Below are 26592 nucleotides of genomic sequence, written 5' to 3'. Positions count from 1 at the left end.
ATTTAGTTCAATTTATATAAATTCACTTTAATTTTTCAATATAGAAGTCGATCGCTGCTATGTAGAAAAAGTGACCTGCACCTGCTTTCTCTCCGGTTCTCACTGCGCATGTGGCAGAAAAAGGCTCCGACCACTTCAATGCATGGCCAGATGCTCTTTCCCCCTAAAAAAGAATGGTTTTATGTCGTTTTTCAAATTTGGATTTATATAGCTATATTAAACAAAAATCATTATACCTTATTGTTTAATATAGCTCCTACTAATTTTCCTTTTGTAAAACTTAATATTCTTTTAGCTTCGATCGCATCCTCATTCATAGTATGATTATAGTTTATTACTAATAATGCTCCATCACATCGATCAGCTAAAATACTTGTATCTGCTACCTCTAAAATCGGCGGAGAGTCGATTAATATGATATCATACTGCTCCATTACTTTTTGAATTAAGGTCTCCATTACTACCGAACTAAGTAGCTCAGCGGGGTTAAACGGAACTGGACCACTTGTTAATACGTGCAGTCTTCCAATTCCTGTTTTCTTTACAGCCCCCTCCATTACTTTTTCGCCACTTAAAACATTTGTTAACCCAATTGTATTTTCAAGTTGGAATATTTCGTGAATGGCCGGCTTCCGTAGGTCAGCATCAATTAGTAATACTTTCTCACCTTGTTGAGCTATAGAAACAGCAAGATTCGCTGCAACTGTTGATTTTCCTTCCCCAAATCTCGGAGAAGTAATAACTATCGTCTTGTCTTTACTATTGACAGATGAAAACTGAAGATTGGTACGAATCGTACGATATTCTTCAGCAACTTTGGAATTTGGCACAGTATGAGTAACTAGGCTTTCATTCTTTCCTTTGTCTCTTTTTCTTCTGTTTTTGAAAACCACTTGCCTATCCCCCTTAATGATATAGATTTCTTTTCACTGTATTTATCTACCATACTTCTCTCATCCATTTTAGAAATACTTCCTAAAGTAGGGATATCTAATAATTTTTCAATAGCTCGCTCTGATTTAATCGTATCATCCAAAGAATCTAGTAAAAATACGAAACCAACGCTTAACACCAAACCAACAATGAAAGCAGTCATTATCGTATTGATATGCTTTATGTTTATTGGTACAGCGTATTTCTGAGCTTTTGCTTCTGTTAAAATGTTAACACTATTAAAATTTAATATTCTTGCAGCCTCTTTCTTATAAACAGCTGCTGTAACATTTGCAATTTTAGCCGCCATTACAGGATTTGGATCAACCACATTGATTTTCACAATCTGTGAACCTTGGACAATTTCAGCGCTTATTTGTCCACTTAACGCACCTGCTGGTCTATTATTATTTAATTCTGCAGCGACTTTCTCCATCACAACCGGTTCATTTATCATTACTTTAAGCGTGTTCATACTTTCACTATTTGCTTGAATAAGTATTCTCGCAGAAGATGCGTATAATGGAGTTTTTAAGAAGATACTATAAATCGCTCCTACTAACGTAATCGTTAGTGTAACTACGACAATTATCCATAGTCGTCTTCTTATCACAGCAAATAAATTTTTAAGATTTATTTCCTTTTCCATAATTTCCCCCTACATTTTTTACAAATGAATCGAACTTTTTAAACCGACCTCACTCATAAAACATTTTGATGTATAATTTATCCATGCATAAAACGATGACTTAATAAAATACAAGTGTTCTATTTAAAATAAATTTTAGTTCTTTATACAGAACAAGTCAACATAAATATTCTATAAATACTTTTCTCTCTTATACAGATTCTTTTTTTATAAATTTGGGCATCCTGACTTGTTACACAGCTTTTTCTCAACAATTTCATACTACACTGAACCTGATGGATGAGGAACAAAATCCCCTCTACTAATGAAATATTTATATTTTTATAAATTAAAATTATAAGATGTAAGATTTACCTGAGGCTTTAAAAAATGTGAAGAATAGCTGATTTTCTTCATATTAATAGTGAAAAGTATCTATACTAAATCTTCCGTATATTTTTTCTCAATTTACTATATATTCCATACATGATAAATTTGATTTGTAAAAGGTTTCTTTTTCATTACTTCCCTTTTCAAACCTCGAAAGCAATAAGATGGATGACGACACTCATAGGAGTGTCTTTTTTTATCACCAAAATTATCACCTTCATTATTGAATACTAATCAAGAACAATAGATTAAAAGTACTCTAAGAAACAGCAGTTAGCATTTGCTAGCTGCTGTTTTTAATCAACCTTCCAAATAATAAAAGACCATACAACTGGCGGACCATCTTCTTCAACATATGGTGATTCTTCTGCGAAATAAAATTGCGCTATCATTGGAAGCTCTTCTCTTTTACAAATTTCTAAAATCTGCTGCATGAACAGTGAAATTTCCAAAATTTTGATACAATAGATTTATTATATCGCGGGAGGGGATTTTATGAATTATGATACAGTCGCTTCGCTGTAACGTACGCAACAACTACAGCAAGCAGAAGCTACTGTAAGTAATAGATTAGTCTTAAAGAGAGTAGTTACAATTTTAGCTGCCCTATTCATTCTAACTGTAGTTTTTTCATCCATTCTAACACTCGGATTATTTCTTGTATTATGTGCAATTTATTTTTTAATAAAAGAATTTGCATCCAAAACATATTTAGGAAAAAATATGACTACTGGTAAAAAAACCAAAAGTCGATAAGGCTGAATTTAAGAGATATATAAAGGAATTTGATGAAAGAAAAAGAAGTTCGGAACATACTGTGATATTTCTCCAGAAAAATAGTTACTTTTAAATAATTAAAGGAGGGCTTTATATATGAGTTCGAGTAATTTTTCTCTGGCAATAACATCTATTCATTTACACACAAAAAAAGATTCCTCAGAATTAATATTATATAAAGGAAAAGATAATGCTCTTAGTGTTTCATGTACAATTGGAGGGCTTACTCAAAGAACACTCCCTTACATTCATGAAACTCCTGATTATGTAGCAATATGGTTCACCTTATATCATCAACTTGGAGGAAAAGAAACAACTATTGTTAAAAGATATATCGTTGAATATGATCCAGAACAAGGCTACACTAGCAAAGATATTGATCATATTGAATTCCAAATTCCTATAGATGATGATTTTTCTAACATAAATTTCGTTAATAACTATTACTATTTACACATTAGTTGTACTGGTAAACACCACGATGAAATGGGTATATCCGCATCTATTGATAACAACGAGATATTTAAAACAAAAATTCCATTTATTGTTTCAACTAACGAGATTGTATAATTATGACAATCCCAAGAGAACTTGGTGAATATAGAAATAAACAAATTCACCCTGCTGTTTCAGACCTAATTTTCTGGGATTTTAGAGATTTGACGCCCAAAGAAGTAGTAGAGATTGTTTGGAACTACAAGAAAGAAAAAAGTAAAATATGTAAATAGAAAGCCGCTCCCGAAAAAGGAGCGGCTTTCTTCATTATCTAATCCAGTTTACATAAGATTCATCAAAATACATCCAACCACCAGTTTTCAATCCGCCGCCATTTACGAAAATCCAATTTTCGTAGCGATAGTGTACATCATATGCTCCAGCATTATTAATCTGCTCAACAACAGCATCACCTGTACTTGCACCTTTTCTAAGATTGATATCAGTACCATTTACCCAAACGACACCTTTATTTTTTCCGTCTTTATTGATTTTACAAACATCAGCACGTAACCAGTTCTTCTCCGCAATTTTATACCAGAAATAAGAGCCATCGTAATGCCAATCAAGGTAAACGTGACCGCTTCCCTTTTTTACTTGACGCATAGCTTTTGCATCAGTAGATGGATTTTCTCGTACATTTGCAATATCTGCTGTTACAGTGATACCGCCCAAATTATTTGTTTTCCAATCTGGAGGTAAAACAACATTTTCATTATCTCCTGCAATGTTGTTACTTCCCTTACCAATAAACCATTCTAAGGTTTTATCACTATTTAAACGGTTTACATCACAATTCCCAATTCCTTCAACGTAACCACCTGTTGCATTATCAGCATATTGCCACAAATCACATGCATATACCGGTTTTGCTCCATAGCGAGGAATCCAAAGGAAATCAGCTTTTACATTTTGTAATCCATAAGAGCTGTACATATGATGAGATACGTAGAAACCTACTTTCCATCCTGCCGCTTTACAAGTATCGATGAACGCTTGTGACGCTTTTGCTAGGTTAGTAGAACCGCAACTAGCTAAAGTGTCATCTTCAACATCTAGCACTAGAAATTTAGCGTTAGGGCTAACACGAGCCATAAAGTCCTTTGCTTCTACAATTGCATCTTCCACAGATACATAGCAACCATATGCATAAGCAGCATGAGGAATTCCGCGCGCTTCTAGATTCGCTACATGCTGTTTATATAGATTATCTACTTTATTTGAACCATATTGCACACGACAAATTGCTAAATCAAGATTCGGAGCAGCTACGTTCCAATTAATTTTGTCATTGTATTTTGATATGTCTACGATGTTTTTATTCATTATTCGTTATCTCCCTATATTTAGATAATAATAAAAATAAAAAAGCAATGCCTTTGGACAGTGCTCTTTGCCTCATACAGCGTTTTTATTCTTCTTTAGCACCTTTTCAACAAATCGTTTTCCCGCATCAGGATTAGAAATAACACCTGTAGCGACTAAAATTACTAGTTTGATATCTACATATCCTTGATATTGCCCAGTATTGAAATGTGGAATGGTATCCATCAGTGCCATTATAATTTAGTGAAAATAAAAAAGCAATGCTTTTTTACAGTGTTCTTTGCCTCATACAGCGTTTTTCTTCTTCTTTAGCATCTATAAACCATTTTCCCGCATCAGGATTAAAAATAACACCCTTTTTATTTCTAATGTCCATTTTATTTAATAAAAAAGGAGCACCCGAACTAGTGGATGCCCTCAATGTGTTAAGGAGGTGAGTATTGAATAGAATAAGCGGTTAGCTTGTCCTTATCAAAATGTGACAAAATTATCCAAAGAGAGACGCTTGTCCCTTTTTTAAATACAATCAATATCTCATAATCCGCCTTTCATTAATAGTCCTAATACCCCCATGACAATAGCACTGATTATGATTCTTAAAATCCAAGTTGTATTTACGCTAATTTTCTCTAATTGTTTATTGATTGTAGTGATATCTTTTTCACTAATAGTTACACGAGTTTCTAGATTACGAATATCTCTCATGATTTCTTTTTGTTCTATTCTTAGGTTTTCTAATTTTCCATTTAAATCTTCTATGTCTTCCATGTATTCACATCCTTTAAAACTTAAGACATTGCAATCTCTATATATTATGAGGCGGTTTTTTTATTGTGAATATATTCTGATTATTTCCGCACCAAAGCCGTATTTTGTTAAAAAAATAAAAAGCTCTAGCTGTATTAAAGTTAGAGCTTTTTCCTATTTGCCTCTTCAAATAACGCTCTTGTACATTTCACTTAAATTAACCATTATTCGAAAAATAGGAAATATTTATTCAATGTTTTTTCTGAATACTCATGATATTATTTAGTTGCTGACACCATCCCGAGAAGTCAGCAACTGCATCCATGAACTCTACTCTCATTATATAGAGAGTAGAGTTTTTATTTATAGGGTCAATGGTCACTCCTTATCTTTCCTTATCGATACTCTATTCCACAGCAAACTGAAATAATAAAAGGACCCTTCGATTTCATACTGACTTTCCACACTTTTTACAATAAGTAATTCTAATTCTCGTCTTATTTTCTATGTCATTATCATTCTTTATCTCTTTCAACTGTTCCATTTCTTTCTTAATTGAAGAATCAATATCATAATCCAATTCCTTAACTTCTTTCGCTTTAAGAAACTGAATCATAATGATTAAACAAATAATTGTACCTACAATATATCCGATAAAGAAACTTAACCACATCATGATATCATTCCTCATTTCCCATATTTTTCGTCACTTAATTAGTTTATTCGACAAAAATCCACTAAATCCTACAAATAAAAAGAGCACCTGTTTCCGCAAGCGCTCTTCTTTGGGATTTGGATTACGATATTCCTTTTAACGAAAGTTAAGAGGTACAAGCAGTATATGCTCGTTCTTGTAAAAATGTGAAAAAGAGCACCCGATCTAGTGGATGCTCTCAATGTGACAAGGAGTGTGAGTATTGAATAGAACAAGTGATTAGCTTGTCCTATACTCTAATATATGCTCATCCTTCTCAAAATGTGACAAAAGCATCCGAATAGATGCTTAACTGCCTAATTTGATTATATATAGTTCCATATCGTACTCTTCTTTCAATTTTTGATAAAAGATGTGGATACTCCTCTCAGGGCTCGCCCTATGAAAAACTTAATACCAAGCTCGTTTTAAAAATCCACGGAATTTTATTACTTAAATCTTAGAAAACATCCACTTGTATGACAGTATCTGTTATATTACTTCCTGTAGAAGCTGTTAATTTTAACGAAATGCTATCTCCTGCTTGAAATGTTACAGAAACATTATTATTTATATTAGACGTCTGAGCACCAGTTAATGAAACTGTAAGAGGTGTATCTACCCCATTTTTTCGAATAGTCCAAGTATCTGTGCTTGTCCCTCCAGGAGCAACTCGAGCTCGTATTGCTAATGATTTGATAACGGCTTTTTGACTCAATCTTACAAAGACCTCTGTAGCTGAAACAGATGCTGTACCTGGCCTGTAAAAACGAGTTCCACCAGTTGGTAAACCAGCAGGATCTGCCCAAAGAATAGTAGTAGGCTGTAAAACTGTAGAAAAACTTAAATTGTTAGCATTGGAATTTATAAGATTCGCTGAACTTAAAATCATCGTTCCAGCTGTTTGAGATACATCCGCTGTAGTCCCTTGAACCGATACTAAACGCAAACTTAATTCTGCCCCCGCCCGATTCACTTCTGCCCCAATACAAGATCCTGCTCCTCCTAAACTAGTAGTGGTCAAATTAACATCCCGACAATGAAAATTATGTGGATTCGTATCAACTAATATTGCTCTTTTATTCCCTAAACCAACTGATCTTGTTGTGATGGTCGTTGCTCTTACAGCACTTATGCTATCATCTGGAGTGCCTGTCCCAAAAGAATGAATCGCATAAACATTGGAAGTTCCACTTGTTGAGGCTGTCGAATTATCTACAGTGATTACTGCCGTTCTTAATCTAGCGCTTTGTGATGTTGTTCCAGGAAAAGCAACTCCTGTTAAATTCACATGGTTAGACGAAGTTAATAGTACGGTAACATCCTCTATCCTTGTATTTTCACCCATTGTGAGTACAGTGGTATTCGATGTTACATTCTGCTGACGAATTATTACCGTTAATAAACTAATCCCTCGTAATGAATTTCCATTGGGAATAACTACTGTTTCATCATAAACTCCAGGAAATACAAGAATTGTAATTCCTGTAGCCCCTATTGCGTTAATTGCTGTTATAGCACCATTAATTGTTTTAAAAGGATTTCCTCCAATGAAAGCTGTTGAATCATTTCCTGATTTCATTACTACAGCCGTATTGGTCCTAGATATCCATAATTCCTGTACACTCATCTAGTTTTATTTCATTTTCATATAGTTGTATTATATGAACGGATAAGCAAAATGGATTCAATGGAAATCTTTAATTATAATTTTTTACATTATGTCTATATACTTATAAATCTTATATAATCAAAATACCCTCCACATTCTAAAACCTTCATTTCCAACCGTCACTTTTTAATAAAGTTCAACTTGTATAAAATCTAAAATCCCCTTATTTACCTGCATTTGGACACATTTACCAATATTATTTTTCGAAAATTCATGTTAAATTTACTTAGTCAAGTACGCCATTACTTGACACATTACCCTTAGAAGTCCCGTATACCACGGGGCTTCTTTTTTTAACCTTCCTGACTTAATCAACAAAAAATTATGTTCCCCTTAAACTGTAAATGGTTTAGATTTTGATAGACTGATACTTTACGAAGTCGATCCTTCTTTACTAAAAACAGAAAGAGATGAACAAATTTGCGGACTTATAAAAACGAATAAAAAAGAGCACCCAATTAAGTGGATGCCCTCAATGTGAAAGAGAGTGTGAGTATTGAATAGGATAGCGGTTAGCTTATCCTATACTCCAATATATGCTTGTCCTTTTCTAAATGTGAAAAAAAGCAACGGTTTTGGATGCTATATTCTTAAATCATCTTTCTTTACTCTTTCATACATTTCATTCAAATCTTCGCCAATAATACATGACAAAACCATTTTAAATGTTTTATGTGTCTTGTGAGCTAAGAGGGCTTTCTTAATCCATTTAGAAACATAAAGACCACGACACTAATACAACGTGGTCGTATATATAAATTCAATTGATCTATTAGGACATAAAAGCATTGAAATCATTTCTAACATTTACTCTCATATGAGCGATAAAATTAATAAAAATTCTATTTTAGGGTTTGAAGCTTATATGAATAACATATTGGGGTAAATATGATGTTTTTGTGGGTGGATGAGCTTTATTGCATGGAAAAGTGTTTTAGCCACAAAAAGAAAAAAGCCCCGATACCAATAGTATCAAGGTCTCTCACTCTTAGTAAAGAGTCATATATTGATCGCGTTCCCATTGATGGACTTGTATACGGAATAAATTGGCGCAAATAGATAAAAACTCATTTTTCTATGCGAAAATGAGTTTTTAGAAGAGGTTACCTTATCAAAAAATAAGCCCTACGCAAAATAAGAAAATTGTATTTCTGACTTAACAAAATACTCATTCAATAAAGTGATTCCTAATATTATTTTTTACAGTGGCAACGTTTCTTTTTGTTTTTGCAACCACATTTATGTTTTTTGCACATGTTTTTCACCTCTTCTCTTTTAGATTTCAATATACGATATGCATGTCTGAATTAAAATGTATCAACTTGTCCCCAGAAAAAATACAATTGAATATTTAGCCTGACCATATCGAAATGATATTTTTACGTATAAACTATCTTATATCTTAAAAATTGTTGGTCATAATTGAATTAAAGGCTTTAGGCTTCAAAAATTCTTTAGTACATCTTGTTTAAGAATAAGTACTTAGTCCAAGCCTTTTCTCCGTAATATGAATATTTTACTAGAGAGAACTAGTTATATAAGTCATAATTATATATGGAAAGAAGGTTTTTTTTATGTCTTCAAATAGTTGCCACTCAAATGACTCCAAAAGCAACTTATGTAACGAATTTGCGAGGATCTTAAATGGATCTGGAATGGTTACTCCAGAAGGGGTATGCTTAGTACAAAAATTTCGTAATATCAGATTTACTATTCTTGGACGTAGAACAAAATCTCCGCTAGTTAACCCTCAATTTTTCTCGTTTGAAGATGTCGATCGTAATGGCAATGCTTTGAACTTAGGCGAAACCGTTCTTTTACAAGAAGAGGTTAACCCGTTATTAACTGAACTTCGAAAAAGAAACATTATAGTTACGGCACTTCATAATCATTGGTTATTTGAAGAGCCACGAGCTATGTATATGCATTTTGAATCCATTGAACCACCATTAGAATTTGCTAGAAAAATAAGAGAAGCATTTAAAGTATTAAAAGCATAATCTAATTTTATTTCTATTAGGGCGGAATTTAAGTCACTCCTCCCTATTTCTTTGTTTCTATAACATAATATTTCTAACTTATCTTCATTAAAATACGTTCTGTTTATTATCTAAGCCAATTCACATAAAACTCATCAAAATACATCCAGCCTTCAACGCCTTCACCCACAACATAAATCCAGTCAGCGTATCGATAATGCACTTCATAAGCAGAACGTTTTGTAATTTTATTTATAACAGCATCACCAGTACTTGCACCTTTTCTAAGGTTGATATCAATACCATTTATTCAAACGATACCTTTGTCTTTCCCGTCTTTATTAATTTTTTCTACATCATCACGAACTCAGTTGTTTTCCGCAATTTTATACCAGAAATGAGAGTGGTCATGGTGCCAAGCAAGGTAAACATAACCACTATATTTAGCTTGTTTCGCTAAATATCCAACCATTCATCTACTTCCTCGGCCGTGCGAACACAATATAACAAAAACAATCCATATACGATGATTAACACTAACAAGATCATGCGCTTACTCCTTATCACTTACTATCTTTTAGTCGATTCATATATTGTTAGTTTAGCTATTATGCTTCAATGTAAACATTCATTTCCCTTACATCCACCTTACATTGTTGTAAGACACTCACCCCTTATCTTCCCTTAACAACAAATAAGGCGCTGTACCAATAATGGCAGCGCCTAAAATAATTACTTTTGGTTTATTCACTTTCCTCTTCATCATTCCAACCTATTTTTAATGTGATAAATATTGAAATACACGCTATAACAATTGAAGATACACTAGCCGCTATTTTAGAGTCTATATCATAATACCAAGCTGTAAAAAACATTATTATTGTAAATAGTATTCCTGACAATACAAGCCAATCTTTAACTACCCCCTTTTTCTTATTCAGAGATTCTCCACCCCCAAAATACATTATGAGACAATTTTAAACTTTTATCTTCAAATTATTATAAGTAATTTATTTCCATATAACAAACCACAATCTTTTTATTTCAAATACTAATTTTGTCCTATTCTCGTTCATTGTGTAATTTCTACATAATAAACAAGAGCACCCGAACCAGTGGATGCTCTCAATGTGACAAGGAGTGTGAGTATTGAATAGAACAAGCGATTAGCTTGTCCTATACTCTAATATATGCTCGTCCTTCTCAAAATGTGACAAAAGCACCCGTTTGGGATACTGTTTCTGTTTCACTTTTTTGCTATTGTCATTTTCATATCAATGAGACACCTGGTTCAATCTCCCTGTATGATTTCGAGCTTTTCTCAATCACTGCACAATAGACTATTAGCTACGCACTCAGCGTTCAGTAACTGGAAGAAGAATAACCCTATACATTTTTATATCTATTAACGCATCAAAAGGTACTGGAACTATTTTATATCTAGGGAAAAATTTTATATGCTTCTTGATACTTCTATTAGAATAAGCCGCGCTTTCCCATCCTTTTAATTAAATATGAGATACCTTCTATGTGATCACCTACTATTCTTGTTGTAGATGGAGGTAATTCTCCTTTATTTTTAGCAAAATGTTTATCTGGCCGAATTTTATTCATTTGATCTACTTCTACACGGTGAACATTTTTAACATTGTATCCGTCTAGAATTGTTTTCATTTGACTATACACGGGTGAAACAAGTGTCTCAAAACCAATTTCATCAATACATTTTTTACTAAATGCATGAGGTATAGCTGTTGTTGAACCAATTCCTAAATCCTTACGATCACATGCCAAATTAATTGCATACTTGCAAGCTGTAACAATATGAAACGGAAAACGATAAGCCAAATAATGTTCTAAATTATTTAATGCCAAGTCAACACCATGTTGGACCTCATAAATAAATGGTAATAAATCAGTTGCAGGAATAACAAAATCTCCATCAATAAAAAGCAAAATATCTCCTTTAGCAAAATATGCACCAACAGCGCGACCAGTATCATTCCCAAGTTCTTCTTCATAAACAATAATAGTCGCTCCATAGCTTTTGGCAACCTCTGCTGTTTTATCTGTTGTTCCATTCACTACAATAATAATTTCAAAAGGATCTATCTTTCGAACTTCTTTAATGATAGCTCCTATTACATTTTCTTCATTTTGTACGGGAATAATAATAGATACTTGTTTTCCTCCATAGTTCTGAGATCGTTTTCCCCAACCGCCAATGATTTTAGGCATATACTCTTGCTTTTTTAATTTTAAACCTTCTACAATATCTCGTTTTCTATCTCCATCTGAATAATTAGCCCTTGGATGTTGAACATCCTTAAACCATGCAGCCATTGCTTCAATATGGTTACCTATAATCCGTTTTTCTGAAACAGAAAGAGTTTTAGCAGTATTTAAATGTTGCTGAGTACTAAAACGATTAACTGAAATAACGTCTATTTGCATATCATTAAAAATTCGGAATTTTTGTTGAATAATTCTTAAATGAGCTAAAGTTGGGTTTGCTAAACTATCAGCTCCAATTTTATCAATCACCTCTTTTGTCATTGCATTGGGAACAGACACTAATGAATCGATTCCTAAATCAGAACGATGAAAAAAACGATTAGTAACTTGTCGCCAAATAGTCGTTGAATGAGGTATTTGTCTTTTATAGAATATATAGTTTAAGTTGTTTAATACTACATCTGTTTTTCTCTCCATTAATGGTTTAAGAAATTGTTCTAATGTAGCAGGATCAATTGTAAAGTCGGCATCGACAAATAATAAAATATCACCTTTTGCTTCCTTTGCACCTATTGCACGACCTACATTATGTCCAAGTGGTTCATCATAAATTAATACCCTACAATGATTATCCTTTGCAATTTCAACAGATTTGTCATTACATCCATTAGCAACAACAATAATTTCAAAAGGGTTTAGTTGTTGATATGTTTGTAAAACGTCTTGTAATGTTTTTTCTTCATTGTAAACAGGAATAATAATGGATAGTTTTTTACACATAAAAATCCTTTCTTATGAATTTATTTGTATGTTTTTCATCTTATTATATATATGCCTGACCTCGTTTTTTTGTGTGAAAAATTATATTACAACTAAAGTGTATACTTACAACAATCTAATAAAAAAAGTAAGGTATTTGGGATCTTGCTTTTTGTAGAAATTTGATCCATACATATTCCCTGTTCTTCCACATCTAATACATATTGTTTTAATACTATTCCAAAGGTATGAACTTAGGATGTCAGACAGCTTATGACTTATCAACCTCACTTTTACTCAAAACAGTAAATCTCGTAAAATACGTTTATTTTTCGTTTTAAGACGTTTTATTACTTCCTAGACCATTGGCATTCAAATATAAAAATAACGTCAATTCACTGTATTTCTAACAGCTATTTCAATGTCGAAATATGTCATTTTATAATCCAAACAGCTTGTTCCATTTATTGAACTCACATCATGTATAACTTTACAAAATATGCACATGCTACAAACAGGCAACTCCTTGTATTGCAACTTTATTTGCCTATCTGTCCTCCCCCTCGAGGATGAGCAGTTAGCTTTTGCTGACTGCCTTTTTTCGTATAACGTTTCATCATCAACACATACTACACATAAGCTACCCCGTAGCGACAGCCATTCTTGAATCCTCTCTTCAACCAAGCAGTTGGCTTTTGCTAGCTGCTCTTTTATTAAGAAAACAAGACCTTTAATCTTTCTTACATATTTTCTAAAGAGAATGCACATGTTATCTATAGGCCGTTCGAACTAGCGGCTTCACTCTTTTTTGCAATGAGGAAACCAACTTATTTAATTGGGAAACCCATTGAACCCACAGGCAGGCAAGGAATCTTTGCCTGCTATTTTTTGTATAGCTTTTTTGATTTGAATCATACTATTCATGAACCAGTTTACCAATACAAGTCATTTGAGCGTTTTGAAAATCTTCCTAAGTTATTTTACTCCTCATAGGACAAGCGATTTAACTTATCCTGTTTGCATTTGAATCTATATTTTTTATTTTCCTATTCTCTATATTTAAAATTTATTTTTTTTGTATTAAATACAAAAGTTTGTAACATTATAAAGATGTTCCTCACTAATATGTGAGCACAAAAGGAGGATTTTAAAATGGACAAACGAACAGAGAAAAAAGTTGAAGCCGTGGCACGTAAAGCTGCTGATTTAGAAGTTTCACAAGAATTAACTAACCTTAAAAATCAAATTCAACAGTTACAACATTCTTTATCTCAAGCTTCTCAAGGACAACAACAAGGGCAGCAACCACAGCAAGGGTTACAACAGGCTAATCAACTAATGCAACAACTTCAGCAGTTTAGTCAACAATCTCAACAACAAATGCAACAAGCTGATCAACAATTACAGCAAACTATTCAACAAGCTATTCAAACACTAAATCAAGGATTACAGTATCTACAGGCTAATCAAACACTAAGCCAAGTAAATCAAGCTATTTCTCAGGCTCAATCACAAATAGGTGGTCAACCTGGACAGCAAATGGGCGGCCAACAAGGGCAACAAATGGGTAACCAACAAGGACAACAAATGGGTAACCAACAAGGGCAACAAATGGGTAACCAACAAGGGCAACAAATGGGTAACCAACAAGGGCAACAAATGAGCACTCAACAACAATTTCATTAAGATTTCTGCTAGCAACATAAGAAATAGTAAGTTTTCTTTATCTTATATAAAAACGAGAAAATTCCAATTTCTTTTTGTTAACTACTATTAACATTAGACAAAATTATGCAAATTCTTATAAGAGCACTTATTGAACTGTACCCCGAATCGTGGACACTTAAAAAAAGTCCATGATTCGGGGTTTTTATGTATTTTGATAAGCATTCCTCGTTATAATGAAGATAATGATAAAAGTGAGGTACAGAAAATGAGTAAAATTATTTTTAACGAAAGCTAAATGAAACAACTAGAGAAGAATGAAAATGTATTAAAAGTATCAGAACGTTCTATTAGCTATTGTCTAGATTTTAAGATAAAAGCTGTGAAAGAAAATCAAAAAGGAAAAGGTCCAAATCAAATCTTTTTAGAGAATGGATTCGATTTGGACATTATCGGTGAGAAAAAACCGAATCAATGTTTAAAACGTTGGAGAAAGACATATGAACAATTTGTGGTGAAGAAGGTTTTTATACAGAGCGTCGTGGAAAAGGAAGTACAGGGCGTCCTTCTACAAAATCATTATCATCTGATGAGAAGCTAAAGAAAGCCGAAGCCCGTATTCATCCTTTTTCACATAATAAAAAGAGCAATCCATCTAGTGGATGCTCTCAATGTGTTAAGAAGTGTTGATATTGAATAGAAAAGGTGATTACATTATCTCTTCCCTATACTTCAATATATGCTCACCCTTCTCAAAATGTGAAAAAGTAACTATACACAGTTGCCCTTTCATTAAATCTTTATACTATTACTATAAATACGGTACGTGAAGTTTTATCCTTCTCTCAATCATTTAATGTTGATATATTCCGCTGCACGTCAATCGATACGACATCAAGTGATAGAAAAAATTTTCCCAATCATGTTCTGGATTAAAGAAAATAAGTTCCTATAACTTATAAGGAACACTTTACCAAATACAGTAATTATCTCTCATAGAATATACTGTTACAAAAAATTTATTCTTATAAATAACACATATATTTCAATTAACATAATCCATTATTACCAGTATTTTTAATAATAGAAATTAAAGATGTTTATCCTAATTTCAACTCAAATGGATTTATATATTTTTAAAAGAATATTATCTAAAGGAACTGGAGACATTACTAAATATGAAAGGAGGGACAACTATGAAGAAAAAATTCTCATCTATTTTAAGTGCTCTATTACTAACTATTATGTTTTTTGGTACAAGTGTCCACGCTGAATACGATAGTAATAATAGGGATAGAGTTAACAATAATGATATTACAACTCGAGTTAATGACAATAACATGAATAGAGTTAATGATGATACTAGAACTCGAAATGTGAATACAACAAATGATTTGAATAATGATCGTGATAATGATAATAATTGGGCATGGCTTGGTTTATTAGGATTATTAGGTTTATTCGGTCTTAGAAGAAAAGAAAAAGAAACACGTTAATGTAGAACATTGTATTTAACTTTAAAAGATACTTATTTATCAAACGAATGAAACATAGATAAACTATGAATCGCCTTTAATAAGGCGATTTTTTAATTTTTCAAATCCAATAATAATTCATATAAAAACGGATACTATTCGGAAACAATTAATTCCTTAACTTGATAATAATAGAGCGGTACGTCCATTTGACAAACTAAGCTTCTTTTTTATACCGTTGCTTCACTTACCCATATCTTATATTTTGTGTAACTGCCCTAAACGTCACACCCATTTATACAAGTGAATTTATAAGCATTTCTTTTTTGCGTTACACAATACGAAAATTATGAGTAACTGTATAAGTCAAAAAAGAAATACCTATAAAAAAGGACAACCATGTATCAGTTGACCTTTCGTTAAAATATCCATACTACTATCATAACAGTTATATAACCTAACAACGCATCAGCGTTGCTCTTTAAAATAGACGATATAATTAATCAGTGTAATCTATAAACTTGATTAAGAGAGGAGAAAACAAGATGCCGAAACGTGTCGTTTGAAAATCCCAATAGCCTTTTTTATTTTTTTAACTCCCCTTATGCATAACTTTTCAAAATCTGCACATATTACAAACAGGCCACTCATAGCTGTACTCCATTTGTAGTTTTACTTTCCTCCCCCTCGAGGACGAGCAGTTAGCTTTTGCTGGCTGCTCTTTTCAATGCATCTTCTTCAAATTATAATTAGAACTGCTAAATTAAATTTCTTTACATACATGCACTCTTTAGATCCACGTCACATAATGTAATGTAAATCCGCTGGAATACCTATAACGACAGCCCACATAGTTTTTTTCCTCACTAAAAGGAGGAATAGATCATGGGTTTTGCTGGTTGTGGTGGCTTCGGCGGCGGATTCGCCTTACTGATTGTGTTATTTATCTTATTAATCATAATCGGTTGTAGTTGTTTTGGAGGTGGATTTGGCTGCTAAGGCTAAGAAAAGGCACTCAATTCGAGTGTCTTCATTTATTTGTCCAGTACTTCCCCCTCACTTCACTACAAAATGAAATTTTTATTACAGTCTCCTACACATGTAACAAAGCAAATCGCTCTGAACATTAAATGTGGTTACATTAACAATATATATTGATGAGTGTTGACAAATAAATCTACGCTTGTCTATTATTAATAGCCTTTTTATGTATTTGAACCTCGGAAAGAAGAAGAGGTTCAAATACATTATTTTTGCAATATTCAAACTCCAGAGCGCAATTCGACTGTTAAAGAAGGACATGAATTTTCTTTTTGTATACCCCATACATCAATAATTAACATAACGTAACCGAACCGATAGTGTACTTATCCTAACTGGCGTTTAAATGCTTTACTGGCGAAGAAGTAAGCGATGACCATGATGCCGATGCACCAAGCAAGCGCGATCCAGATATCGTTGCCAACAGACCCTTCATACAAGAGGGCACGAATAGCATTCACGATTGAAGTCACGGGCTGGTTCTCAGCGAATGCACGGACAATTTTAGGCATGGTTTCGGTCGGGACAAAGGCCGAACTGATAAACGGCAGGAAAATCAGCGGGTACGAGTAGGCTGTCGCCCCTTCCATAGATCCCGCTGTCAATCCGGGAATGATAGCCAGCCATGTCAGCGCCAGTGTAAACACCCCGAGTATCCCAGCTACCGCGAGCCAATCCAGGATATCAGCGCTGGAACGGAAGCCCATCAAGAGCGCAACGAGGATAACCACCACGATAGTAAGCGCATTGGAAACAAGCGAGGTCAATACGTGAGCCCACAATACCGACGAGCGCTTGATGGGCATGGTAATGAAACGCGCCATTAGCCCGCTCTTTACATCCGTAAACAGCCGCACGGAAGTGTAAGCGACGCCGGATGCGATAGCCATCAGTAAGATTCCCGGCAATAAATAATTTACATAGTTGTCCGTACCTGTCTCTATGGCGCCGCCAAATACGTAGACAAACAGCAGCAGCATCATAATCGGCGTAATCGCCACCGTGATAATCGTATCCGGGCTACGCATGATGTTGCGCATTAAACGCCCTAGTAATACCCCTGTTTTACTTTTCATTTACATCTCCTCCTTTTTGCCGATAATCGCGAGGAAAATTCCCTCCAATGTCGGTTGCTTCTCGATGTACTCCACTTTCGCTGGCGGGAACATCTCTTTGAGTTCGGTAAGGGTACCGGTCGTGATGATTTTTCCGCCATGTAGGATGGCGATACGGTCCGCCAATTGTTCGGCTTCCTCCAGGTACTGGGTTGTCAGCAAGATGGTTGTGCCACCGCCGGCAAGTTCCTTGACGGTATCCCAGACTTCAATCCGCGCTTCGGGGTCAAGCCCTGTCGTTGGCTCGTCGAGAAAAATGACTGCTGGCGTCCCGATCAGGCTCATGGCGATGTCAAGCCGGCGCTTCATCCCGCCGGAATATTTGTCTGCCCGGCGGTTGGCCGCATCGGTCAGGCTGAATCTTGCAAGCAGATTGTCGACGATTTGCGTGGGATTGGAAACTCCACGCAACTTAGCGATCATCATCAGGTTTTCCCGTCCGGTGAGCATGCCGTCTAAAGCTGCGAACTGCCCTGTCAGACTGATGCTCTGGCGAACATGATCCGGTTGACGTTGGACGTCAAAGCCGCAGATACCTACTTCGCCGCCATCGGGCTTCATCAGCGTCGAGAGGATGTTGACCGTCGTTGTCTTACCCGCTCCATTTGAGCCCAGCAGTGCAAAAATTTCGCCACGCCGCACCTCAAAATCCACCCCCTTTAAGACTTCCTTGTCTTTAAAGGATTTTTTTAACCCTTTTACAGAAATCGCTGCATTGCTCATACTTTTTTCCTCCTTATAAAAAGCACCTTGCGGAGCTAGATTGCCTATACTCTTCTATTTAGTCTGACTGATAATCTGTATAACTTAGTACCGAGTTAAAAATATAACTGAATAGCGAAGGTTGCAATTCACATTTGTAACCAGCTAATCAGTCGGTATTATCTATTGAATTTATTTTTTCCCCAATCGCTTCATGATACTCTGATTCAAATCTTCACGATACTTGGCGACATAGGTTTTAGCGTTTGCCACTAGTTCGTCGGCAAAGGACGCTACGTCGTCTCCAGTGATTTCCAGCACTTGTCTACCTTCCGCCGCACCGGTTTCGAACAACTCGATTAATTCATACTGTATGTGTAGCATATCCATCCCGTTGCCCGCTGAGAAATTCCACATGTAGTTTTGAATTTTCTTAAATACAAACTGGTAGTCCTCTGGCAGGGCTTCAACCCGTGCCATCATCATCTTGTATTCTTTTTTATCACCAATTATTTTTTTGAACATTTCCATCATGTTATTTTTCCTCCTTTTTTATAAAGCTGAGCAAGACACTCCAAAAATATCGGACGGAATATCTTATGAAGCTAGATTGACTTTAAGACGTTGATTTTTGATGATACAAAATCCCATTTTTTCCAAAACAATTCAAGCTCCTGGCGGCCAGCCTCATTAAGTGAGTAAAACTTACGGGGCGGTCCCATATCTGACGGTTTCTTTTCCATGTTCACAAGTTTTTTCTTTTCTAATCGCACGAGGATGGTATAGACCGTCCCTTCCACGACTTCGGTAAACCCAAGCTCGTTCAGGCGGCGGGTAATCTCGTAGCCATAGGTTTCATGACGGCTGATGATTTCCAGCACGCAACCTTCCAGCGAACCCTTCAACATTTCAGTTAAATTTTCCATGTTCAGATCCTCCTCTACCTCCTCTATTTTGTCTGACTTATATTCAGTATAACAGAGTACTGAGGGAAATTTTTACTGAATAGCTTTTGGGAAAACACGCTATTCAGTATTGCTTATTACAGGTACATCGTAACACCAAGTAGCAGGGGGTGTCAACTGGATTTTCTAAATATTTTTAAAATCAGCTATCCCCATTGGATACAGCTGATTTTCTTTATAGAGCTTTCACTTCCTCCTATGCTTCTTTCACAATGATTACACCGCTGATCATTCCCATCCAGCAGCTGTACATATAACTCTTCAATTTTTCTATATCATTAAACTTTATTTTTTCATTATTGTTATCGTCTAGTATTACATACTGTCTATTTTTAGAATACTTACCTTCTGAAGAATATTTTGTAAAAAGCTTAGAATCTGCTCAAAAGCAAAATCATGAAAATTTAGTTATGTTAATTCGTTACAATTTAGGTTTTCTATATGCAAAACAAAATATATCGGAAACCGCTATACGTTATCTAACAGATGTTTATAACAATGAAAAACCATATCATAAGACATTATTCTTGTTAGCACAGGAATACTATAAGCTAAAACAGATTGAAAAAGCTAATACTCTTTTAAAAGAAGGTATGCAGTTGGCTGATACAGAATATATACATCATTTCCGCATAGTACAAGCTTTATATGACGTAGAATATAAGCAAAACCTAGAATCTTCTATTGTAGCAGGCATTAATTACTTTGAAACACAACAACTTTACGGTTTTATTGAAGAGTACGCAGGACATCTTGCAAGACATTTCTATAAAGAAGGTAATTCTGAAAAGGCTAGTAAATATTTTAATATTGCCTATGAAGCAAAGCAGACGCTTACACAAAGGAGTGCATTAAAATGAAAAAATTATTAATTGGTTTTGTTGGTTTTGCTGCAGTTCTAACTATAGGTAATGTTTCAGTTTCAGTTTCATATTCACAACAAGCTGACCACGGTAGACCACCTGCGCCCAAAAAACCTGATTTAGCTTATACAACTTGGTCTCCAGCTTATGATCATGGGAGACCGCCAATGCTAGCTAATGCTGAAGGCGATACGCCCGCACCTTCTTATAGTCATGCTGATCTTCCTACACCACAAGCGTAACACTTTAATAGAGTTAAAGAACAAGCCGCCCACCTAAAAATGAGCGGCTTTCTTTATTACATTTCATTCAATATGAAGAAATGTCACTTATCACTTACTATTCGCATGATGGTACACCTAATGCCTTCAAAATTGCTGCCAATTGAGCTGAAATATGAATTCTAATTTCAACTCCATCAACTTCGGTAACTAGGAAAAATTGATCAGTGACTTGTGCAATACAAGTTACTACCATTTCACTTCCCCCTTTCTATCAAACTCTATATAAACTATGAAAAAAGGAAGAAAGTGAAATGGACAAGCTCCTAATAATTAATAAGTTTTACTCAAATATAGTTTAAATTACTTAGAATCACATCACATGCCCATGAACTTAAAAATATCAACTACCTCCAAGTGTTAAAAAAACACTATCCTTTCCTATGATTCTATAGAAAGAATAGCGTATTTTTTCACTTTAGAAGGCACTTTGTTTTATTAGCTTAGTAAAGTGAAACTTCCGTCAGTGGGGGTTTTCTTCATCCCCCACTGACGGAAAGCCCGCCCAATAGGGTGACAACTAAATAAGCGACCGTTCTTTATTTCTTCCATCTGTAGAAAAGGAATGTTTTCGAAGATGTTAAAAAATACTTTTTTTAAAAAAAGGAAAATTTTACTTGAAAAAAATATATTCAGAATATAAAATTTTTTCAAGTTATAAAATATCAAGCGGGATACATATGTAAAAAAAGTAGGAATAACAGTAGAAGCAATATCTATGTTTTTATCATTAGGAGCAGTTACTAATAATGTTTATGCTGAAACTAATGAACCGTCTTTAAGTGAACAACAAATACAGTTTGAGGCAAAACAAGATGCTTTTAGACATGCTCACTGGAACGAACACATGGCGCATCGAATTGGACAAGGTTTAGCTGCTGAATTTGCTACTGCCCATGAATCAACTAGTAGTGGAAATGATAAAGTGAAACTTCCGTCAGTGGGGGTTTTCTTTATCCCCCACCTATCTTCTTTGTTTCTCTCTGAATCTTGAGGTGGGGGTCTTACTGCCCGTTAATGCGGGATAAAGCGATGGATTTACACAATAATGCTGTCGGAAGAGCGCATGCTGGTCAAGGACATGATAAATTAAGAGAATTAGCAAGATGGGGTTAGTTTAGAGTATTTGATGGGAATGGAGACTTAAGACCTACTTGGTATTAAATTCTATTTTATCTTTTAAACAAAAAAATTATAAACAAGAAAAGAGTTTAAATAATGAAAAAAAACAAATGGTTTTATACAATTTTAGCAATATTAAGTATCTCAACTATAGGAATATTGTATATTGTATTTTTTTATCATGGTTTTGGTATTACAATTACTAACAAAACAGATCAAGATATTAAAAATCTTATAATTATTGATGGTCGTAAAACTAAACAAATTACAATACCTACTATTGATTCTAATAAACAATATAAAACTAAAATCGATTTAAAAGACGTAGGAGAAAATAGTTTAACTTTAAATTATCAAGATAATAATAAAAAAATGCAAGAAGTGGTTATCTTTGGTTATTTTGAAGGTAAAGGTAAAGGTACAATAGATATCGTTATTAAATCTATTCGTCAAGATGGGACGTTAGACATACAAGTAAAGCAAAAGTAGCTAAATGGGGTCACCGTACACTGAAGTGCATCCCAATTGCTAGACACAGTCTAACAATTGGAGGTGCACTTTAATTAGAGCTGACTATTTTATTATCTAAGCCAATGTACATATTCCTCATCAAAATACATCCAACCTTCAACGCCTTCACCTGCAATGTAAATCCAGTCAGCATATCGATAATGTATTTACCCCAAATGTCTATTCCCATATTAGCGATAAAATTGATAAAAGATCTATCGCTGAATTTGAAGCATACATGAATAACGTTTTGGGGTGATGTTTATCTTTTCATTTTTGTGGATGAATGTGTTCTAACTCATTGAAAAATGTTTTATCCACAAAAAGAAAAAAGCCCCGATACCAGTAGTATCAAGGCCTCTCACTCTTAATAAAGAGTCATATATTGATCGAGTTCCCATTGGTGAACTTGCGTACGGAACAAGCTTCACACCATAAAATCAAAATAACTATGAAACCTATATTTATCAAAATTCTTTAAAATCACAAACTCAAAATAAAGAATATCGTTTCAATATTTTGTAGGCATTTTGTGGGTACTTTTGTGATAGCTTATCAATGATTTCAATAGCTACCTTTACAAATACATTATTGCGCCGTTCCAAATACATTGATTTCAGCCGCACTTGTCCATGGATTATTGTTTATCTCGCTTAAGGCACGCAATTTAATATAGCGACCTGTCTTGGTTGCAAAGCTGACTTCTTTCAAAGTGGTATCATTTGTAAAGGTACCTGCGGCTACAGCTGTTCCCCAATTCACTCCATCACTACTGACGTAGAACTCATAGCCCTTAATCGTTCCGTTCACTTGGCCGTCTTGTCTTGGCAGGTAGTTGAATTTGGAGAGGCTATAGGTTGCACCTAAATCAATTTGAATCTCGTGCGGCATTGGAGCTACGGGGCTCCAGTTCGTATGCCAAAACGTGTTTTTGTTTCCATCAAAGGCATACGTACCCAAATTGTACGAATTATAGCTGTCTACATATTTTAGTGTCCAATTTGTTTGTGGAATCCAATTAGCTTCTTTTGTTGTGACTGCTACATTCATGGCAGAATTACTTGTGCTTGTCGTCGTAATCGTTACTCCCGATTTTTCTCCAGTGTAGGTATTACTGTTCGGATTGGTGTCTGGACCAAAGGAAGCAGCATGATTTTGATTCGTGTAATAGAATGGGTCTTGGTATTCACTGACGGATTGCTCTATATCAATAAAAGGATGAGGGTCATTAGAATTATTACTCATGGATTCATCAATATGCCAAACCGCGATGCCACCAGAATTTGTTGGCAAGCTTGCATCATACCCAACTTTTTCGCGATTCTCAACTAAAAAATACGTATTATCCTTTAAAGGAATCTTTAAAACATTATAGTTATTTGGGATCGCATTTAGAGTAAAATTGTTGGCGGTATTTACTACAGTTGGTGTTACAAATCCTAATTTTACTTTTGACCAAGCATCCATATGATCGGGTGTAGCTCCATAATCTTCTCCTGGAAGACTATTCCAAGCTCCATTACCCATTATACTTAGCTTATCCACATGATTATTAGTGCCATATAAATCTGGAAGGCCAAAGGAATGACCCAATTCATGAGCAGGGATACCAATCGTTGCCATATGACCATATTGTTTTTCACCCTGCGCGGTATACATGCCTGATACTGTAACACCATCGTGATTTGTGTTAGGAGCATACCACTGATGTGCCCAAATATTTGGCGCTGAACCACCACTAGCCTCTTCATTGCCAGCAAGAACAGTTACAATGTAGAAGCCATCTTTAGAGTCGATGACTTGATCATTATTAGTATCAAAACTAGCAAAATTCACCGTAGGATCAGCTTTAGCCAGTGCATCTGTTATAACCGTTCTAATGTCTTTTCCCGATGTATCCGGATGAGCGTAATCTAATTTCACTTTAACCACCCCATCATTTTGCGTACCATATGTTTCAGATGCCGGAGTGATCTGTAATTTTCCATTACTGACTTCATTATAGTAATTCTTTACTGACTTTTGATTTGCAGAAAAGAATTTGTTACTCCAATCGTTGTCGTTATATGCGATATCAACATCTGTAAACCCAATTGACAAAACAAGTAATTTTTTGGTTCCTAAAACTGGAGTGATAGTTCCGTCAACATTTTCTGGTGATCCCGTAAATTCTTTCATGAGCTCCTGTTTTTTCTTTGCTTGAGGGTTGTATTTCTTTATCCATTTGTTCAAATTGTTCTCATTTACCGCTTTTGCAGGCTTCTTGTCAATTTTATATTTCTTCCCCGTCGATTTCAGTTCGTCTGATGTAAGTTCAGCGTAATTCCAATACCCCTTCTCATCTTGTAAAAGTACGTCGCCATCCTTTGTGCTTGCCCAATGGAACCATTCATCTCCATGCACCGTGGCTTGAAACGATTCGCCTGACGGTTGCTCCATTTTGACAACTCCATCGTATGCTGGTGCAGCAAAAGCGTTCGTTTGAAAGTACAAAACACAAATCAAAGAAAAAACAGACGTGAACAGGAATTTAAAAATTCTTTGCATTAACCTTCCTCCTTTTAGAAGTTGTTATCATGTTGGAATGGTTTCCTCTATAGATTCATGAAAATCACCTCCCCCCCTTTAAAAAGTATTCAACAGCATAACTTTGATGACATTTTATGGAAAAAATTAAGGGGTTTAAATCTTATAAAATAAGTTGAGAAATATGATTATTGGAATTATAAATGAATAAAGGAATTTGTTTTGTAATTGCAATTGGCTGAACACTTCATATGTCTTCTATAGAAACCTTAATTACAAGATAAAAATTCTTTAAAAGGAGTAAAATATATAACTAATTCCTTAACGTACAGGGAATCGGTTAAATTGTTTCTAAACGTATAATTTTCTTTTTTTAATATGGTGACCCCATGCTCATCAAGCTAATATTTTGAAGTACCCCTATATTGATAAAATTTCTGTTATTTACTAAAGATTGAAACTTTTTCGGAAACCTCTTATTTAATAGGTTATCCTTTCATTAATTTGTATTTATTGGAAGTTATCCTCTATAAATTTTCTATATTTGTATTAGTAATTTTATACACATAACAGAGAGGGGGTATAAATCAATTGGGGCAAGTACATGTTGATCCAGATAAACTAGAAGAAGCTGCAGATTCTATATTACGAAATAGAGAAACTATGGAAAGAATAATTCGAGAACTTTTACAAGTCACGTTCGAATTACAAATGTCTTGGGAAGGGATGGCGCACCAACGATTTTCCAATGAATTTTTCTCAAAAAAGAGGAGTAAGGTTAATGATTATGAAAGAATGGTTAGTATGACACTCAAAATGACGAAAGAAGAACTTATTGAACTTGTAACAAAGATTTGTAACCCTAAATTACCCGAAGAAGAACTTAATGAATATGTAAACCAATTTAACGATAGCGGTGTGCCTCACCCTCACCCAACTCCAAGTGATATAATTTTTGGGGATTTTAGAGATTTAACACCCGAAGAGATAGTAGAGATTGCGTTGAACTACAAAGAAGAAAAAAAGTAAAATATGTAAATGATAAGCCAGCTCTATACAGGAGCCGGCTTCATTTTGTAGCTGATTGTTCCATTAAAAATTAGTCTGTGTGTTTACTATATAATGTGACACTATGTAAACTTCACATGTATACAAATACACCAGAAGGATTGAATTTCTCCCTGATGTGAAATCATCTTCTTACTTTCCACTAGTAACATATTCATACTGAGTGAACTACCCACCACTTAACGACCTTACGGTCTGTTTGAAGTGGGGGCTTCAAAAGTCAAAAGACTTTCTCTTTTATTGCTAATTCATCCACAAGCCTAGCGGCTCATGTCCAAAGCCTTGAATTCGCGGCGTCCCTACCGCTAATAAAATCGATACAAACTACGCGATTAGATTTTGTTCGTGCAGAATACGAATGCCATAATATTTTAGATTACGACCCGCATTGTAATCTCTATCGATTTTCGTGCCACAATTATCGCACGTATAGATTCTTTCAGATATTTTTAACTTATCTTTTTTATGATTACACTCACTGCATAATTTACTTGATGCAAAATACTTATTCGCAACGATGTAATATTTGCCTTTTTTCTTAGATTTGTACTGTAACATCGTTCGAAACATACCAAATCCATTATCATGCAGCTTTTTTCCTAAACTCAAACATTGTGCAAGGTT

At 34.6% G+C, this 26592-nt stretch carries 30 protein-coding genes and 1 pseudogene; 13 read left to right on the top strand and 18 right to left on the bottom strand.

The genetic code is table 11. The features are described 5' to 3' along the window. Positions 1–230 precede the first annotated feature (230 nt). The 3 genes from ACIGHG_RS05765 to ACIGHG_RS05755 all read right to left on the bottom strand — a co-directional run bounded on the left by ACIGHG_RS05765 (position 231) and on the right by ACIGHG_RS05755 (position 2385). A complete protein-coding gene (locus tag ACIGHG_RS05765; RefSeq protein WP_336472400.1) occupies positions 231–893 on the bottom strand; it encodes a CpsD/CapB family tyrosine-protein kinase in 663 nt (220 codons plus the stop codon). Beyond that, complete coding sequence (locus tag ACIGHG_RS05760; RefSeq protein ID WP_396547555.1) at positions 842–1582, bottom strand: YveK family protein; 741 nt, start codon at positions 1580–1582, stop codon at positions 842–844. The genes ACIGHG_RS05765 and ACIGHG_RS05760 overlap by 52 nt, the downstream gene beginning before the upstream one ends. Before the next feature lie 665 nt (positions 1583–2247). Then, the gene (locus ACIGHG_RS05755) at positions 2248–2385 is read right to left on the bottom strand and encodes a hypothetical protein (protein WP_396547553.1); all 138 of its coding nucleotides are present in this window, start codon (positions 2383–2385) and stop codon (positions 2248–2250) included. 439 nt (positions 2386–2824) lie between these two features. Here ACIGHG_RS05755 and ACIGHG_RS05750 point away from each other — a divergent pair, with 439 nt between their 5' ends. Together ACIGHG_RS05750 and ACIGHG_RS05745 are read left to right on the top strand one after the other, a co-directional pair. Further along, entirely contained in the window at positions 2825–3298 is a 474-nt protein-coding gene (locus tag ACIGHG_RS05750) for a hypothetical protein (protein WP_396547551.1), read from the top strand. Positions 3299–3300: 2 nt separating this feature from the next. Further along, entirely contained in the window at positions 3301–3456 is a 156-nt protein-coding gene (locus ACIGHG_RS05745) for a hypothetical protein (protein ID WP_396547549.1), read from the top strand. A 34-nt stretch (positions 3457–3490) separates the two neighbouring features. Here ACIGHG_RS05745 and ACIGHG_RS05740 read toward each other — a convergent pair whose 3' ends face one another. The 5 genes from ACIGHG_RS05740 to ACIGHG_RS05720 form a co-directional block, all read right to left on the bottom strand. Then, a complete protein-coding gene (locus ACIGHG_RS05740) occupies positions 3491–4549 on the bottom strand; it encodes a GH25 family lysozyme (RefSeq protein WP_396547548.1) in 1059 nt (352 codons plus the stop codon). A 72-nt stretch (positions 4550–4621) separates the two neighbouring features. Then, on the bottom strand, positions 4622–4783 hold the full coding sequence (locus tag ACIGHG_RS05735; protein WP_396547546.1) for a hypothetical protein: 162 nt from the start codon (positions 4781–4783) through the stop codon (positions 4622–4624). Positions 4784–5083: 300 nt separating this feature from the next. After that, positions 5084–5317, bottom strand: a complete 234-nt coding sequence (locus ACIGHG_RS05730; protein ID WP_396547544.1) for a hemolysin XhlA family protein — start codon at positions 5315–5317, stop codon at positions 5084–5086. Between the two features lie 427 nt (positions 5318–5744). Next, entirely contained in the window at positions 5745–5972 is a 228-nt protein-coding gene (locus tag ACIGHG_RS05725; RefSeq protein ID WP_396547542.1) for a Z-ring associated ZapG family protein, read from the bottom strand. Between the two features lie 478 nt (positions 5973–6450). Next, a complete protein-coding gene (locus ACIGHG_RS05720; RefSeq protein ID WP_396547540.1) occupies positions 6451–7620 on the bottom strand; it encodes a pectinesterase in 1170 nt (389 codons plus the stop codon). A 1616-nt stretch (positions 7621–9236) separates the two neighbouring features. On the opposite strand from ACIGHG_RS05720, the gene ACIGHG_RS05710 reads away from it, so the two are divergent. Further along, on the top strand, positions 9237–9662 hold the full coding sequence (locus tag ACIGHG_RS05710) for a DUF1259 domain-containing protein (RefSeq protein WP_090913010.1): 426 nt from the start codon (positions 9237–9239) through the stop codon (positions 9660–9662). 106 nt (positions 9663–9768) lie between these two features. Here ACIGHG_RS05710 and ACIGHG_RS05705 read toward each other — a convergent pair whose 3' ends face one another. The 3 genes from ACIGHG_RS05705 to ACIGHG_RS05695 form a co-directional block, all read right to left on the bottom strand. Continuing rightward, complete coding sequence (locus ACIGHG_RS05705) at positions 9769–9936, bottom strand: SH3 domain-containing protein (RefSeq protein ID WP_336472579.1); 168 nt, start codon at positions 9934–9936, stop codon at positions 9769–9771. Between the two features lie 448 nt (positions 9937–10384). Beyond that, complete coding sequence (locus ACIGHG_RS05700) at positions 10385–10606, bottom strand: hypothetical protein (RefSeq protein WP_396547538.1); 222 nt, start codon at positions 10604–10606, stop codon at positions 10385–10387. A 511-nt stretch (positions 10607–11117) separates the two neighbouring features. Continuing rightward, the gene (locus ACIGHG_RS05695) at positions 11118–12656 is read right to left on the bottom strand and encodes a glycosyltransferase family 2 protein (RefSeq protein WP_396547536.1); all 1539 of its coding nucleotides are present in this window, start codon (positions 12654–12656) and stop codon (positions 11118–11120) included. Positions 12657–13787: 1131 nt separating this feature from the next. On the opposite strand from ACIGHG_RS05695, the gene ACIGHG_RS05690 reads away from it, so the two are divergent. From ACIGHG_RS05690 to ACIGHG_RS05675, 4 genes are all read left to right on the top strand, one after another. Beyond that, the gene (locus ACIGHG_RS05690; protein WP_396547535.1) at positions 13788–14321 is read left to right on the top strand and encodes a hypothetical protein; all 534 of its coding nucleotides are present in this window, start codon (positions 13788–13790) and stop codon (positions 14319–14321) included. 277 nt (positions 14322–14598) lie between these two features. Beyond that, positions 14599–14901 carry an HTH domain-containing protein gene (locus ACIGHG_RS05685; RefSeq protein ID WP_336472389.1) on the top strand — a complete coding sequence of 101 codons (303 nt, stop codon included), beginning with the start codon at positions 14599–14601 and terminating at the stop codon, positions 14899–14901. 595 nt (positions 14902–15496) lie between these two features. Further along, the gene (locus ACIGHG_RS05680; RefSeq protein WP_336472388.1) at positions 15497–15796 is read left to right on the top strand and encodes a WGxxGxxG family protein; all 300 of its coding nucleotides are present in this window, start codon (positions 15497–15499) and stop codon (positions 15794–15796) included. An 864-nt stretch (positions 15797–16660) separates the two neighbouring features. Further along, positions 16661–16774 (top strand): YjcZ family sporulation protein, encoded by a 114-nt coding sequence (locus ACIGHG_RS05675; RefSeq protein ID WP_090913000.1) that lies wholly within the window; start codon positions 16661–16663, stop codon positions 16772–16774. Between the two features lie 368 nt (positions 16775–17142). On the opposite strand, the gene ACIGHG_RS05670 is transcribed toward ACIGHG_RS05675, so the two are convergent. From ACIGHG_RS05670 to ACIGHG_RS05655, 4 genes are all read right to left on the bottom strand, one after another. Beyond that, positions 17143–17892 (bottom strand): ABC transporter permease, encoded by a 750-nt coding sequence (locus ACIGHG_RS05670; protein WP_396547532.1) that lies wholly within the window; start codon positions 17890–17892, stop codon positions 17143–17145. Continuing rightward, positions 17893–18654, bottom strand: coding sequence for an ABC transporter ATP-binding protein (locus ACIGHG_RS05665; RefSeq protein ID WP_396547530.1), 762 nt, complete (start codon positions 18652–18654; stop codon positions 17893–17895). 171 nt (positions 18655–18825) lie between these two features. After that, on the bottom strand, positions 18826–19167 hold the full coding sequence (locus ACIGHG_RS05660) for a DUF1048 domain-containing protein (RefSeq protein WP_090912991.1): 342 nt from the start codon (positions 19165–19167) through the stop codon (positions 18826–18828). Positions 19168–19238: 71 nt separating this feature from the next. Further along, positions 19239–19559, bottom strand: coding sequence for a PadR family transcriptional regulator (locus ACIGHG_RS05655; protein WP_018768018.1), 321 nt, complete (start codon positions 19557–19559; stop codon positions 19239–19241). 449 nt (positions 19560–20008) lie between these two features. Here ACIGHG_RS05655 and ACIGHG_RS05650 point away from each other — a divergent pair, with 449 nt between their 5' ends. Continuing rightward, on the top strand, positions 20009–20458 hold the full coding sequence (locus tag ACIGHG_RS05650; RefSeq protein WP_396547528.1) for a tetratricopeptide repeat protein: 450 nt from the start codon (positions 20009–20011) through the stop codon (positions 20456–20458). Further along, entirely contained in the window at positions 20455–20703 is a 249-nt protein-coding gene (locus ACIGHG_RS05645) for a hypothetical protein (RefSeq protein ID WP_396547526.1), read from the top strand. The genes ACIGHG_RS05650 and ACIGHG_RS05645 overlap by 4 nt, the downstream gene beginning before the upstream one ends. 97 nt (positions 20704–20800) lie before the next feature. Here the strand turns inward: ACIGHG_RS05645 and ACIGHG_RS05640 are convergent, their stop codons facing one another. Then, positions 20801–20938, bottom strand: a complete 138-nt coding sequence (locus ACIGHG_RS05640; protein WP_336472386.1) for a DUF3956 family protein — start codon at positions 20936–20938, stop codon at positions 20801–20803. 522 nt (positions 20939–21460) lie between these two features. Between ACIGHG_RS05640 and ACIGHG_RS05635 the strand changes: the two genes are divergently transcribed. Both ACIGHG_RS05635 and ACIGHG_RS05630 read left to right on the top strand, forming a co-directional pair. Beyond that, positions 21461–21736, top strand: a complete 276-nt coding sequence (locus tag ACIGHG_RS05635) for a DUF6973 domain-containing protein (protein ID WP_336472385.1) — start codon at positions 21461–21463, stop codon at positions 21734–21736. 224 nt (positions 21737–21960) lie between these two features. Further along, a complete protein-coding gene (locus tag ACIGHG_RS05630) occupies positions 21961–22353 on the top strand; it encodes a hypothetical protein (RefSeq protein WP_396547524.1) in 393 nt (130 codons plus the stop codon). 609 nt (positions 22354–22962) lie between these two features. Here the strand turns inward: ACIGHG_RS05630 and ACIGHG_RS05625 are convergent. Then, a complete protein-coding gene (locus ACIGHG_RS05625; protein WP_396547522.1) occupies positions 22963–24921 on the bottom strand; it encodes a M6 family metalloprotease domain-containing protein in 1959 nt (652 codons plus the stop codon). A 570-nt stretch (positions 24922–25491) separates the two neighbouring features. Here ACIGHG_RS05625 and ACIGHG_RS05620 point away from each other — a divergent pair. Both ACIGHG_RS05620 and ACIGHG_RS05615 read left to right on the top strand, forming a co-directional pair. Beyond that, positions 25492–25686 (top strand): annotated as a pseudogene (locus tag ACIGHG_RS05620) (WXG100 family type VII secretion target); the annotation flags it as partial. 18 nt (positions 25687–25704) lie between these two features. Beyond that, on the top strand, positions 25705–25929 hold the full coding sequence (locus tag ACIGHG_RS05615) for a hypothetical protein (protein WP_396547761.1): 225 nt from the start codon (positions 25705–25707) through the stop codon (positions 25927–25929). 363 nt (positions 25930–26292) lie between these two features. Here the strand turns inward: ACIGHG_RS05615 and ACIGHG_RS05610 are convergent. Next, positions 26293–26592: zinc ribbon domain-containing protein (locus tag ACIGHG_RS05610; RefSeq protein WP_396547520.1), on the bottom strand; the 300-nt coding region annotated here is incomplete at its 5' end.

Source organism: Bacillus sp. NPDC077411, assembly GCF_044543425.1.
GTDB classification, from domain to species: Bacteria; Bacillota; Bacilli; order Bacillales; family Bacillaceae_G; genus Bacillus_A; species Bacillus_A bruguierae.
The sequence above is the reverse complement of the archived record's forward strand: the minus strand, read 5'-3'. Positions and strand labels throughout refer to the sequence as shown.